At 55.1% G+C, this 13,381-nt stretch carries 13 protein-coding genes; 11 read left to right on the top strand and 2 right to left on the bottom strand.

From position 1 onward, the window contains the following. Positions 1-47 precede the first annotated feature (47 nt). The 6 genes from U8T64_RS09625 (at position 48) to U8T64_RS09650 (ending at position 5,712) form a co-directional block, all read left to right on the top strand. Positions 48-587 (top strand): phosphoribosyltransferase family protein, encoded by a 540-nt coding sequence (locus tag U8T64_RS09625; RefSeq protein ID WP_322183198.1) that lies wholly within the window; start codon positions 48-50, stop codon positions 585-587. Positions 588-776: 189 nt separating this feature from the next. Then, the gene (locus U8T64_RS09630) at positions 777-2,873 is read left to right on the top strand and encodes a ComEC/Rec2 family competence protein (RefSeq protein WP_322183199.1); all 2,097 of its coding nucleotides are present in this window, start codon (positions 777-779) and stop codon (positions 2,871-2,873) included. Next, positions 2,861-3,940, top strand: a complete 1,080-nt coding sequence (gene holA, locus U8T64_RS09635) for a DNA polymerase III subunit delta (protein WP_322183200.1) — start codon at positions 2,861-2,863, stop codon at positions 3,938-3,940. The genes U8T64_RS09630 and holA overlap by 13 nt, the downstream gene beginning before the upstream one ends. Further along, positions 3,937-4,572 carry a ribonuclease M5 gene (locus U8T64_RS09640; protein WP_322183201.1) on the top strand — a complete coding sequence of 212 codons (636 nt, stop codon included), beginning with the start codon at positions 3,937-3,939 and terminating at the stop codon, positions 4,570-4,572. The genes holA and U8T64_RS09640 overlap by 4 nt, the downstream gene beginning before the upstream one ends. Next, positions 4,569-4,985, top strand: a complete 417-nt coding sequence (locus U8T64_RS09645; RefSeq protein WP_322183202.1) for a hypothetical protein — start codon at positions 4,569-4,571, stop codon at positions 4,983-4,985. The genes U8T64_RS09640 and U8T64_RS09645 overlap by 4 nt, the downstream gene beginning before the upstream one ends. A gap of 10 nt (positions 4,986-4,995) precedes the next feature. Beyond that, a complete protein-coding gene (locus U8T64_RS09650; protein WP_322183203.1) occupies positions 4,996-5,712 on the top strand; it encodes a CBS domain-containing protein in 717 nt (238 codons plus the stop codon). A 120-nt stretch (positions 5,713-5,832) separates the two neighbouring features. Here the strand turns inward: U8T64_RS09650 and U8T64_RS09655 are convergent, their stop codons facing one another. Further along, a complete protein-coding gene (locus tag U8T64_RS09655; protein ID WP_322183204.1) occupies positions 5,833-6,453 on the bottom strand; it encodes a cytidylate kinase-like family protein in 621 nt (206 codons plus the stop codon). 315 nt (positions 6,454-6,768) lie between these two features. On the opposite strand from U8T64_RS09655, the gene U8T64_RS09660 reads away from it, so the two are divergent. The 4 genes from U8T64_RS09660 (at position 6,769) to U8T64_RS09675 (ending at position 11,104) form a co-directional block, all read left to right on the top strand. Further along, entirely contained in the window at positions 6,769-7,452 is a 684-nt protein-coding gene (locus U8T64_RS09660; protein WP_322183205.1) for a response regulator transcription factor, read from the top strand. Further along, complete coding sequence (locus U8T64_RS09665) at positions 7,452-8,894, top strand: sensor histidine kinase (RefSeq protein WP_322183206.1); 1,443 nt, start codon at positions 7,452-7,454, stop codon at positions 8,892-8,894. The genes U8T64_RS09660 and U8T64_RS09665 overlap by 1 nt, the downstream gene beginning before the upstream one ends. 432 nt (positions 8,895-9,326) lie before the next feature. Continuing rightward, positions 9,327-10,247, top strand: a complete 921-nt coding sequence (locus tag U8T64_RS09670) for a S66 peptidase family protein (RefSeq protein WP_322183207.1) — start codon at positions 9,327-9,329, stop codon at positions 10,245-10,247. Between the two features lie 14 nt (positions 10,248-10,261). Then, positions 10,262-11,104, top strand: a complete 843-nt coding sequence (locus U8T64_RS09675; protein ID WP_322183208.1) for a P-loop NTPase — start codon at positions 10,262-10,264, stop codon at positions 11,102-11,104. Positions 11,105-11,182: 78 nt separating this feature from the next. Here the strand turns inward: U8T64_RS09675 and U8T64_RS09680 are convergent, their stop codons facing one another. Further along, a complete protein-coding gene (locus U8T64_RS09680) occupies positions 11,183-11,779 on the bottom strand; it encodes a TetR/AcrR family transcriptional regulator (RefSeq protein WP_322183209.1) in 597 nt (198 codons plus the stop codon). A 177-nt stretch (positions 11,780-11,956) separates the two neighbouring features. On the opposite strand from U8T64_RS09680, the gene U8T64_RS09685 reads away from it, so the two are divergent. Next, entirely contained in the window at positions 11,957-13,330 is a 1,374-nt protein-coding gene (locus U8T64_RS09685) for an MATE family efflux transporter (RefSeq protein ID WP_322183210.1), read from the top strand. Positions 13,331-13,381: the final 51 nt, after the last annotated feature.

Here is a 13,381-nt window from a genome sequence, read left to right on the forward strand (position 1 = left end):
AAAATCTGGCCGCAAGGCCAATTTACAAAGTTGAAGGAGAATACTGTATGGGAAAGGTCTATAAAATGAACATTGCCGGGTGTGAGCGGGAGCTTCCCATCTGCCCTATCAATGAGCATATGGACATTGCTGGCTTTGTGATGTTCAGCGATGTGGAGATCACCGAGGCGGTGGCTAAGGCCCTGCTGGAAAAATGCCCGGAGCACGATGTGATCGTCACGGCGGAAAGCAAGGGGATCCCCCTGGCCTATGAAATGGCCCGTATCGGCTGCCGGAATTACGTGGTGGCCCGCAAGGGGATCAAGGCCTATATGGAGGAGCCTATCCATGTAGAGGTCAAATCCATCACCACCGACCATGTGCAGAAGCTGTATCTTTCCAAGGCGGACTGCGAAAACCTGAAGGGCAAGCGCATTCTCATTGTGGACGATGTGATCTCCACAGGGGAATCCCTTGCCGCCATGGAGGAACTGCTGCACGCCATCGGCGGCAAGGTGGTGGGCAAGGCCTGCGTGCTGGCGGAGGGAGACGCCAAGGACCGCACGGATATCCTTTACCTGGAGCCGCTGCCCCTGTTCTTTAAGTAAGTGAGGCGCCCCTTTGCCCTGCTGGGAGGAAGCGCGTTTCTCGCTCTTGTGCTGGCCGCCTGTAAGGGGGCCAGCTTTGCTATCTTGTTTTCTGCCGTTAGTGCCGGAGTGGGGATCCTTTTCCTTTTAGGGCTGGCAGGTTTCTATTTCACCAGAAGAAGGGCGGAGAAACAGGAAAAAGAGGCCCTTGTGCCAAAGCGTGCGGAGCTCTTTTTCAGAAAGCTTTTGTTCCCCTCCTTGGCGCTGCTGACAGCGGCGTTTTGCCTCTTTCGGTATGCTCACGCCTGGAACACGAGAATATCTCCTGTAGAGCGGCTGATCGGAACGGAAGCGAAAATCAGTGGCACGGTGCTGGATTACCCGGAGGAAAGACGCGGAAAAAGCATTTTTCTCCTGGAGGTGGAGCAGGTGACGGTGGACGGCAGGGTGCAGGCTCTGCCCGCCTTTACCGTCCGGCTTTCCTCCTGGAACGCCATTTCCTGTCACCCCTGCGACAGGCTGGAATGCACCGTGAAATTTTTCACCTTCAGCAGCGGCGGTGGCCTGTATTCCACCCGGAACTCCTATCTGGCGGACGGTGTGGAGCTGGGAGCCTATTTTTCCGACTATGAAAAGATCCAGGTCATTCCCGGTGAGGAAAGCCCGCCGGGCAAGTTCTTCGCACAGCTGCGGCACCGGCTGGGAAGAAGCTTTGAAAAGCGCCTGCCGAAGGCGGAAAGCGGGTTGATCCGGGCTATGCTGCTGGGAGAGAAAAGCCGAATTCCCCAGGAGGGCGGCCGAAGCTTTCGGAAGATCGGCGCTTACCATCTTTTGGTGATCTCCGGTCTGCACATGGCGGCACTGGCGGCTTTTCTTGCCTTCCTGTTCGGCAGGCTGCCCATCGGGCGGGTGGGGAAAAACCTGCTTACCGCCGGGGCGATCCTTGGCTTTCTGCTATTGACCGCGTTTCCTGTTTCCGCGGTGCGCAGCGGCATCATGTACATACTTGCCCTGCTGGCAGGGTGCCTGGGCAGAAGGACGGACAGTGTGAATTCCCTGGGAGTGGCGGTATTTGTGATCTGCGTGGGGAATCCCTTTTCCGGCGGGGATCTGGGCTTTGCCCTGTCCGCCTGCTCCACTTTGGGGATCCTGCTGCTGGGAAGCAAAATTTCCGGCGCCCTGCTGCGGCCTTTTGAAGCACGGTTTCTGCTTCGCCGTATGTTCACCCCGGTGGCGGCCTCCCTGGGTATGACCTTTTCCGCCGTGCTGTTTACCCTGCCGGTGCAGATGCTGGTGTTTCAGGAGCTGTGCCTCTTAGCCCCGCTTTCCAGCCTGCTTTTGGTCTACCCCTGTACGCTGCTGCTTTATTGCGCCCTGCTTTCCGCATTTTTCGGGGGATTTCCCCTTCTGGCTCCCCTGGCGGAACCTTTCACGCTTTGCGCCGGGTGGCTGGCCCGGTTTTCCCTGGAAACGGCGGAGCGGCTGGCGGCTTTGCCTAATTCCGTGCTGGATCTTTCTCAGCCGGTGTGGGCGGTGGCCGTGGTGGGCATTGTATTGCTTCTGTTCACGCTGCTCTTTGTAAAGCGGAGCCGGGGCATGACAGCCGCCGTGCTGCTGGGCGTCGTCTTTTTAGCCGGCTGCGGCGCTTTTCTGACCGGAACAGATCCGGGTACGGTGACGGTGGCCGCCGTACCGAATTCCACCTGTGTGGCGGTATTGCGGGGCGACAGGGCGGCGGTGCTTTCCCTGGGCGGATATCAAACCGACGCGGCGGAAGCACTGCTGACCCGAAACGGAGTCCGCCGGGTAGAACTGATCTGCTTTCCGGTACGGGATCGGGATGCCAGGGAAGGAGCCGCTTACCTGCTAAAGGCGTTTCCCGTGGAGCGGCTGGCGCTGCCGGAAAACGCCTATCTGGGCCGTGAGGTAACGCTTTTGGCGGAAGACGCGTGGCAGCTGGTTTGGCGGGACGGAGAGGAACTGGAGGTGCTGGACGGGGTAAAGCTCACGCCTTCCTCTGAAATGGCCCGAATCACCATCGAGGCGAACGGTGTTTCCGTTATTGTGGAAACGGGGGAAAGCGGAGAAGGCACATGCCAGGTGCTGTTTACCACCCAGCAGAAAAGTCAGATCGATTCCCCGTTTACCGTTTTGCAGAATGATGCTATAATAGGAGAATACCGAAGCGTTCCTTTGGGAGAGCTGCCGCCGGGGCGGTATCTGGCGCCGGACGGCAACGGACTGTATCTGGAGCTTTTCCCGGACGGGACCAGTAACTTCAGGGGGGAGAGCATGTGCCTGAATTGACGGAAGCCGAGCTGAAAAAACAGCTTGCCGCCGGAGAACTTTGCGGCGTGTACCTGATCGCGGGAGAAGAAAAATACCTAGTAAAGCGCAGCGCGAGCCGCCTGGTGAAAAAGGCGGCGGGCGAAGCCTTCCCGGAATTCAACCGCAACGAGTTCGGAAACGATTCCTCTATCGACAGCATTGCCGACGCGGCGCTGGCCCTCCCTTTTTTCGCGGAGCACAAATGCGTTTCTGTTTCGGATTTCAATGCGGAGGAAAAGGACGCGGTAGAGCTGCAAAAGCTCTACGAGCTCATTGAAACCTCTCCCGATACCACCAGCCTGGTATTCTGGTATCCCACCCTGGAATTTGACGGAAAAAAATCGGCCAAATGGAAGAAGCTCTTAAAGGCAGTTGGAGAAAGAGGCGGTGTGCTTATCCATGAGCGGCGAAGCGCTGCCGAGCTGCAAAAGCTGCTGCTTCGGGAAGCGGAAAAGGCGGGCTGTGCCCTTTCCCGGCAGAACGCCGCGCGGATCGTGGAATATGCCGGGCAGGACGTGACCCAGCTTCTCCACGAAATGGAAAAGCTCTGTGCTTTTGCCTTAGGACAGGCGGAGGAACAGGGCGGCGGGGCCTTGCCGGAGATCACGGAGGAAATGATCGAGGCGCTGGTGCCGAAAACCACGGAGACCACCGTGTTTCTCATGTGCAACGCCCTGGTGGCGGGAAATTACGAAAAGGCCTACAGCCTGCTGGACGTGCTGTTTTATCAAAACGAGGAGCCCATCGCCATTTTGGGCGCGCTCAGCTCCGCCTATATCGATATGTACCGGGTGTGGATCGCCCTGGGAAGCGGCCGGCCCGCTTCCGCCGCCGGTGATTACGGCGACTATAAGGGCAAGGAATTCCGACTGCGCAACGCGGAGCGCAATGTGAAAAGCCTGAAGCCGGAGGTGCTGCGGGAAAGCCTGGAGCTCCTTCTGGAAACAGATCTGGCGCTGAAGGGTTCAAAACTGTCCGGCAGGATCGTGCTGGAGGAGCTCATTGCGAAGCTCCTGCTGGCGGTAAGGGGGGAAAAGAAGGCGTGATCCGTATCAAGGAAGCTGTGGTAGTAGAAGGAAAATATGATAAGATCAAGCTTTCTTCTTTGCTGGAAGGCACCATTGTAGTAACAGAGGGCTTCGGCATTTTTCAGGACAGGGAAAAAATGAACTACCTTCGCCGCCTGGCGGAAAAGCAGGGCCTTCTGGTGCTGACAGACAGCGACGGCGCGGGCTTTTTGATCCGTGGGAAGATCTCCTCCTGCATTCCGCCCTCTCAGCTGAAGCATGCCTATATCCCCGATGTGCCGGGAAAGGAGCGGCGAAAGGCCACTCCCTCCAAAGCGGGCACGCTGGGCGTGGAGGGAATAGACCTTCCCACGCTGCGGGAAGCGATCCTGCGGGCGGGGGCCACGCTTCTGGAAACGCCCGGAGAAAGTGTCACTTCCGATGAAAAACGGGAGCAGGACGGGGAAAAGCTTGTAAAGGCAGATCTATTTGCCCTGGGGCTTTCCGGCTGGGCGGACAGCGCCGGACGCAGAAAGGCCCTGCAAAAGCGGCTGGGTCTGCCGGAGCGGCTTTCCGCAAGCGGATTTTTGCAGGCGCTCAACGCCCTGTATGGAAAGAAGGAGCTTATGAAGCTGCTGGAAGAACCGGAAGAAGGGGGAAACGAAGCATGAAGCTGACAAAGCAGGCGATAGACACTGTGAAATTTCGCAGCCGCGGCAAATGGTATCATGCCGGTCAGGTAGACGCCTTTTTAGAAGAGCTGCTTGTGGCGGTGGACGAGACGGAGCGGGAGCTTGCGGAGGGGAAAAGCATGGTTCGGGTCCTTACCGGGCAGCTGGAGAGCCTCCAGGGAGAAAACGCCCAGCTTCGCGGCCGCGCGGAGGAAGCCCGCACTTCTCCTGAAACAAAGGACGAGGCGGAGCGCAGGCTGCTTTGCCGGGAGCTGGAAAAGGAGCGGGACAGGCTGATCCAGGATATCAAGGCTCTTCAGGATTTCAGAGAAGCTTTTCGGGCCTCTATCGAGCGGGACGCCGCTTCCGTGGCAGAGCAGCTCAAAGGCTTTTCATCGGATAAGCTGCTATAGGGGGCAAACTATGACCGAGCAAGAGGAAAACAGGATCGATGTGTTTCTGGATCTCTACAAGCAGGCGGAGGAAGCCTTGGAGGAAAAATACCAGGGAGAGCGCCGCCGCCATTCCAGCATTGTCATGGAATTTCTGAAAGCCGAAGAAAGCGAGCCTGTTCGGGAAAAGCTGGATATTTGCCGGGAGATACGGAATCTCCTGACCCACAATGCCAACCTGAACGGAGAACCGGTGGCGGTCCCCTCCGCTTCGGTGGTGAAGGCCATGGAGGAAGCCCTGGAATTTATCAAGCGCCCGCCCCTGGCCCTGGAATTTGCCACCAGGGGAGAGAGGCTTATGAAAGCGGAGCTGAACCAGAAGGTCTTAAAGCTTATGGAACTGATGGATCAAAACGGCTATTCCCATATTCCTGTCATGCGGGAAGGACGGTTTTTCGGTGTGTTCAGCGCCGGCGCGGTGTTCCGCTATCAGCTCAGGGACAGAAAAGCCCTGACTCCGGAAACCACTCTGCGGGAGCTGGAAAAATATCTGGATATCAAAGAGCACATGGAACATTACGAATTTGTTTCCCGAAAGGAGACCTACCTTTCCGTGCGGAAAAAATTTGAAAAGGTAAAGGGGAAAAACCAGAGGGTGTCCGTCGTTTTTATTACTGAAACAGGCCGCCCCGGCCAGCGTCTTTTGGGGATGCTCACACCCTGGGACGTGCTGGGGGATCCGGCTTGACGGCGTTAAAGAAGCTTTGCCAAGAAAGGAAGAAGCTGGAAAGGGAAATTCCTTTCCAGCTTCTTCCTTTCTGAGATGCAGTGCGGTATTTTCAGGGTTTTAATGAAAAGCTGAATTGCTTTACACATCTAGTTTCCTGGTGGCGTCCTCCAAAAGCTCCACAGCCTGTTCTATGGTAAATTTCGAGGTGTCTAGCGTAAAATCGTAGTTGCTCAAATCGTCCCAGCGGTTGTTGGAGTAAAAGTTGTAGTAATTGGCCCGCTGCTTATCCTTTTTGGTGATAAAGTCGGGAGCCTTCTTCTCCTCACACAGTTCCTTCGCAACGATGCGCTGTACCCGGGAGGCTTTGTCCGCATGGATAAACACATTCAGGCAATGGGGGAATTCCCGCAGAATATAATCGGCGCATCTGCCAATGACCACACAGGGGCCTTCCTGCGCAGCCTTCTTAATGATATCGGATTGAATGAGGAACAGCTTGTCGTTGATGGGCATTTCGGTAAGCCCGGGGATCCGGGAGCCAAAACCATAGCCGCCTCCCATGACCATGGAATACAGCAGGCTGCTGGTAGCCTTTTCATCTGCGTTGGCGAATACCTCTTCAGAAAGGCCGCTCTGCTTTGCCGCCATGGCGATCAAGGCTTTATCATAAAAAGGGATCCCCAGCTTCTGCGCAAGCTTTTCTCCCACTTCGTGTCCTCCGCTTCCGTATTGGCGTGCAATCGTAATGACAGGCAGCATACCGGTTCCTCCTTGTAACAAGTTTCCAGTTATTTTGTTTGAACATAGAAGAAATGTAGATAGTTCTCCTAGAATTATCTTACTCTCTTTTTTCTAAAAAGTCAATAAGGAAGTTTTTACTCTTGAAAATTTCCCCTGTTCAGATTATTATTAAAAATAGTTTGGAAATCCTTTTTCAGGAAGGAAAGAACTCATCTCTGCTTTCCCGAATCTTCACAGAAAATTCACGCGTATGCGATAAAATAAGCGAATAGACAGATCCTGATTTATCAAATGCCGTGTGAGAAATCGAAAAACAAAAGGCGGGTGTTTTTTGTGTACCATATTCTGGTTACGGACGATGAGGAAAAAATCAGAACGCTGATCCGAAAATATGCGGAGTTTGAGGGGCACCGGGTCACAGAGGCGGAAAACGGCATGCAGGCGGTGGAGCTGTGCAGGCGGGAGCCGGAAAAGTTTGATATCATCATCATGGACGTGATGATGCCGGAGCTGGACGGCTTTTCCGCCGTAAAGGAGATCCGCAAGGTCTCCGCCGCCCCGGTACTGATGCTCTCTGCCAGAGGCGAGGAATACGATAAGATCCACGGCTTTGAGCTGGGGGTGGACGACTATGTGGTAAAGCCCTTTTCCCCCAAGGAGCTTTTGATGCGGGTGGGGGCCATTATGAACCGGGTGCGTCCCCGGGCCCACGCACCTCAGCGAAATACCGTTTCCTTCGAGGGCCTTTCCATCGATTTTGATGCCCGCATCGTCACGGTGGACGGAGAGCGCACGGAGCTTTCCCCTAAGGAGTACGATCTGCTCTGCTATCTTGTCCACAATAAAAACCTGGCCCTTACCCGGGAGATGCTCATCACCAATGTGTGGGGGTATGATTTTTACGGGGACGACCGAACCTTGGATACCCACATCAAGCTTTTGCGCAGATCCTTAGGCCCCTACAGCAAATTTATCGTGACCCTCCGTGGTGTGGGATATCGTTTTGAGGTGACCTGATGGAAACGCCGTATTCTCCTCAATTTCACCCGGCGGAAAAGCCCGCGCGTGGGCCGCTGAAGATCCGCTGGCAGATCGCTTTGGGCTTCGGCGTGTTCATTCTGGTGATCGCGGTGCTGCTGTGGGTATTTCAGATCGCCTTTTTGGGAACCTTTTACCAGGCGATCAAAACGGCGGAGGTAAAAAGCGCGGCGGAGCTGATCCAGCGAAAGCTGGAAGACAGCGACCTGGATACCAGGGTCAAAAAGCTTTCCAATGATCTGGGCATCAATATTCTGGTCACGGACGAGCTGGGCACCCAGTACAGCGCCTGGAAGCCCACCCAGCGGGAATGCCTGCTGGAAAGCATGACCCGCAGCGATCTGCGGGCGATTTTCAATGAGGTGAATCTTCAGGGCGGCAGGAAGCTTACCACCTACACCTCGCCCTTTACCTATCAGGACGGGGCCCGCCCTGAGGTGATCCTGTATGCGGAGGTCATGCGGACGGCCTCGGGTTGGAACCGAATGATCCTCATTGAAAGCGAGATCACCCCGGTAGACGCCACAGTGGAGACCCTGCAGGTGCAGCTGGTCTGCGTGACCGGCGTTATGGTGCTTTTGGGCGGGCTTTTGGCCTATTTCATCGCCAGAAGCATTTCCCGGCCGGTGGCGGCGGTCAACGAGGCCGCCAAGGAGCTGGCAAGGGGAAATTATGAGATACACTTTGCGGCCGGAGGCTCCAAAGAGGTCAGCGAACTGGCCCAAACCCTGAATTACGCGGCGGCGGAGCTTTCCAAGGTGGAGGGCCTGCGCAAGGAGCTTCTTGCCAATGTGTCCCACGATTTGCGCACTCCCCTTACCATGATCCAGGGTTATGCCGAGGTCATGCGGGACCTTCCAGGGGAAAACACGCCGGAAAATGTGCAGATCATCATCGAGGAAACAGAACGGCTCACAAGCCTCGTCAACGACCTCTTGGATCTTTCCCGGCTGGAATCCGGCGCGATCACCCTGGAACGGACGCGCTTTGATTTGACGCAGAGCATTCGCGCCATTCTGCGCCGGTACGATAAGCTGGCAAGCTACAGCTTCCCCTTTGAAGCGGAAGAGGACGTGTTCGTTACGGCGGACGAGCTGAAGATCTCCCAGGTGGTTTACAACCTGGTCAATAACGCCATCACCTACGCGGGAGAGGATAAAACCGTCACCCTGCGCCAAACCGTGGAAAACGGCAAGGTGCGGATCTCCGTTTCCGATACCGGAGAAGGGATCCCCCAGGACAAGCTCAAGGATATTTGGGAGCGCTACTACAAGGTGGATAAGGAGCACAAACGGGCCCAGGTAGGTACCGGGCTGGGCCTCTCCATCGTAAAAAACATTCTGGAACTCCACGGCGGCGCCTACGGCGTGGAAAGCGAAGAGGGAAAAGGCAGCACCTTCTGGTTCGAGCTGGAGTGCTGAGGAAAGAGTTCTTTCAATGAGCAATTAGGAATGAGCAGTGAGCAATGAAGGGAAAGGACAGAGCGATAAATTATAGTTTGCGGCGAGGCGCCGCAGCCACTCGTGCCCCTACTTGGTGCAGGAAAATGATTTCTGACCTGACCACAGGGACACCGCTAAATTGTAGTTTAGCACTCAGTTCCCCACTGTCATTCTGAGGAACGAAGTGACGAAGAATCTCGACCTTAATTCCAGAGCAAAAGGACAAAGGACGAGATTCTTCACTTCGTTCAGAATGACAGTTGGAAAGTGAGCAAGTAACCGTCAAATTCCAATTTACTGAATTCTGCTTCCGCCTTTATCATTGCTTATTTCTAATTGCGCGCGCTCTCATCTTGCGCCACGCCCTGAAATCGGGTACAATAGGCAAAAGGAGGAAAAGGAGGCCTTGCTATGCTTGCGCCTTGCCTGAGACCGGGCGGGACCATCGGGCTTTGCTCGCCAAGCCATGTTCCGCTGTATGAGGCCGCGCCGGGGCAGGAGATCCCCCGAAGCCGGGAGTATAAAAATATCATTGGGGAAATGGAAAAGGCGGGCTTCCGGGTGGTGGAGGCGGAGAACCTCTATAAAGATACCTGGGGCTATCTGGCCTCTGATACGGAGCGGGCCGCCGATCTGAACCAGCTGGCGGCCGATCCCGCGGTGGAATCTATCCTGTTCGGCGGGGGAGAGGGCAGCCCGGAGGTTTTGCCCTACCTGGATTTTTCGCTGTTCCGGGAAAACCCGAAGCGGATCTGCAGCTACAGCGATGGCACCACCATCTTAAACGCCATCTGGGCGAAAACGGGGCTTTGCACCTATTATGGGCAAAACCCGGGGTGCTTTGCAGAGCCCACAGAGTATAACCGCCGCCAGTTTGCGGGGCATATTTTAAGTGACAGCATGAAGCTGCACGAGAAAAATTCCCTCTGGCGCACTCTTACCCCCGGAAAGGCGGAGGGGGTGCTCTGCGGCGGGTATACCATGAATTTCTGTCTACTGCTGGGGACAGAATATTTTCCGGTAAATCCAAACGAGCCCCATATTCTGTTTTTGGAGGATCACGAAAAATACAGCGGACTGGGCCAGGTGAGCGCCTTTTTGGCCCGGATCGAGCAAAGCGATTTTATGAGGTCTGTCACCGGGCTGATTTTCGGAAATTATTGCGACAGGCCCTGCCCGGAGCTGTATGCCCGGTTAAAGCTTTTAGGGGAACGAAACCATATTCCCGTGGCGTACTGCGACGACTTCGGCCACGGGGAAAACCACGCCATTCTTCCCATTGGCGCAAAAGCGGTATTGGACGCGGAAAACCAAACCCTGAGATATCAATAAAAGGAGTTTTTACTATGAGCGAAAATTGTACGCACGACTGCTCTACCTGCGGCGAGGAATGCGCCTCCCGGGGCGCGCCCCAGAGCTTTCTGGAAAAAACCAACGATCTGAGCCATGTGAAGCGGGTCGTCGGTGTGGTCAGCGGAAAGGGCGGCGTGGGAAAATCCCTGGTTACCTCCCTGCTGGCAACGGCCCTGCGCCGCCGGGAAAACCAGGTGGCGGTGCTGGACGCCGATATCACCGGCCCTTCTATCCCCAAGTGCTTCGGCCTAAAGCAGCGGGCCATGTCCGATGAAAGCGGCCTGTACCCGGTAGAGACCAAAACCGGGATCCGGGTCATGAGCGTGAACCTGCTCTTGGAGGAAGAGACCAATCCGGTGGTGTGGCGCGGCCCGGTGATCGCCGGAGCCATCAAGCAGTTCTGGACCGATGTGGTGTGGGGCGATGTAGACTACATGTTTGTGGATATGCCCCCCGGCACGGGAGACGCTCCCCTTACGGTGTTCCAGTCCCTGCCTCTTTCCGGCATTGTCATTGTGGCTTCTCCCCAGGAGCTGGTGGGCATGATCGTCTCCAAGGCCGTGGAGATGGCAAAGATGATGAACGTGCCTGTGCTGGGGCTCATCGAAAACATGAGCTATTTTGCCTGCCCCGACTGCGGCAAGCAGTTTTCTGTGTTCGGCGAAAGCCACATTGATGAGGTGGCGGCGAAATACGGGCTGAAGGTGCTCTGTAAGCTGCCTATCGAGCCCAAGCTGGCAGCCGCCTGCGACAAAGGCGCCATTGAGCTTTTTGAAGGCGATTGGCTGGGCGAAGCCGCCGCGCTTCTGGAAACCCTGCCAGAGCAGGAAGCATAAAAAATCAAAAAAAGGAGCCGTAAGGCTCCTTTTTTGCGTTTCGTTTAGCTGTAAGGCCAATTTGCGGTATGCTTGCTTTTACCGATTTGCAGCACCTGACCAAATACGAAACAGAGAATCCGGCCCGTATTCCCGTTCCAGTATTTCATAGAGCTGTGCCGGAGTTTCCTTGCAATTTCTGTCCAGCCAGGTGGTCAGAAGAGAAGTTACGCCCGCTGTGAAGAAATGGTAGTGGTAAGCGCCCTCTCTGGGAATTCCGTGTCCCTGATCCGCCTCTTGGAGCTTTTGCACCTGCTTCTGAAATGGCAGATTCAAGGTTTCAACCAGGTAAGAGGCACGGCTGATCTCCCGAAAATACAGCTGATAAAATTGCCGGTACTCTTGTACAAAATCAAATACGCTTTCCATCACGCTGCGAAAATTTCCGCCTTCCAGAAAAATAATGTTCAGACGGTCGTAATGCATCTTTGCCATGGTTTTTTCCACCTGCTCCGCCACATCAAAGATATCCTGATAATGGGCGTAAAAGGTAGAGCGGTTGATGCCTGCCCGCTCGCAGATTTCCCGTACTGTGATTTTGCTGATCGGGCGATGCTCTGCCCAAATGATAGCATAAACCTCCCGCACGATAGCTTCGTCTGTAGTTTGGGCCCGGCGGTTGTTTTTGGTGTTCATAAAAGCCTTCCTTTCTCAAAAGACAGTAGTTCCCCTTGGTAAGTGGAGCTATTATTCCAACACTTATTGTAATACTGACGGTTGTTCTTCCTTTCTGTTCGCATTATACTGAAAATGCAATAAAAGAACAAGTGTCGGTTTAATAACCGCCGCTTCTCAGGAGAGGAAGGGCAGATCATGAAAAGCGAAACAATGATGAAGGAAGCCCCTGTGTGGAGGTTGATTTTGACCATGGGGCTGCCTGTGGTGGTCGTGATGATCGTCAACGTGCTCTATAACATGGCCGATGTATTTTTTATGGGGCAGACCGGGGAAACCCTGCAGGTGGCGGCCATTTCCCTTTCGGGCCCGGCGTTCAACATTTTTACCGGAATGGGCACGCTGTTTGGTTCCGGTGCCTGTACCGCCATTGCCATAGCCTTAGGGAAAGGCGGCCGGGAAAGTGTAAAGTATTACAGTTCCTTCTGTGTGTGGGGTTCGGCAGGTGTGGGCGTTATTTTAGCGGCGGCTATGCTCGTTTTTATGAAGCCTCTGCTGGGGGTGATGGGCGCAAACAGCGAAACCATAGGCTATGCTTCCATTTACCTGACCATTGTGGCATTGGGCTCTCCCTTTCTGATGTTCAGCGGGGCTTTGGGAAACGCCGTGCGGGCAGATGGCTCTTCCGGTAAGATTATGGTGATCAGCCTTTTAGGAACGTTTACCAATATTCTTTTAGACCCGCTTTTTATTCTGGTGTTTCGCTGGGGGATCGCGGGCGCTGCTGCCGCTACTGTGCTGGGAAATGTGGTTTCCAGCATGCTGGTGTTTCTGCACATTCGGAAAAGCGACTGCTTTTCCATTTCTCCCAAGTATTTTACTCTGCGCAAAGAGGTGTCCTTGCGGACCTTAAGCCTTGGTCTGCCCATGGCGGCCGGTACGGTGCTGATGTGCTTTTCCTCCATGTTTAGCAATCAGCTTCTGGTGAAATACGGCAATATCGCCTTGGCCGCCAACGGCGTGGCGGCCAAGGCCGGAATGCTGACAGCCATGATCGTGATGGGCGTGTGTATGGGGATCCAGCCGGCTATTTCCTATGCCTTCGGCGCGAAGGATCAAAAGCGCCTGCGGAGTATTTTGGTGGGAACGGGAGCTGCGGCTACCCTGCTCAGCACCGCCCTGGGGGCCGGGTTCCTGCTGGGAAGGGAAGTCTTTGTTACCGCCTTTCTGGACGATCCCCGGATATTGGAATACGGAAAGCTTATGGTGCTCGGCAGTATGGTCGCAAGCCCCCTTTACGGGATCTATCAGCTTTGCTCCGTGTATTTACAGGGCACGGGAAAGGTGACCTTCGCCACCCTTACCGCCCTGCTGCAAAAGGGGATCTTCTACCTGCCGGTGCTGTATCTGCTGGAAGCGTCCTTCGGCCTGGTGGGCCTGGTTTTTGCCGGAACCGTTACCGATGTGCTTTCCACGGCGGCAGGAGTCGCGCTCTGCCTGCTCTGGGCTAAGCAGCAAAACGGAAAAAACGCCGAAAGGGAAGAAGAGCCCCGGCTTGCTTCTCAGGCGTAAGAAAAGCTTCAGGAACAGGAAAAGATTTTTTAGAAAAACTGCGATATCCTG

Source organism: Neglectibacter caecimuris, from assembly GCF_034335015.1.
Lineage (GTDB): Bacteria > Bacillota > Clostridia > Oscillospirales > Acutalibacteraceae > Acutalibacter > Acutalibacter caecimuris_A.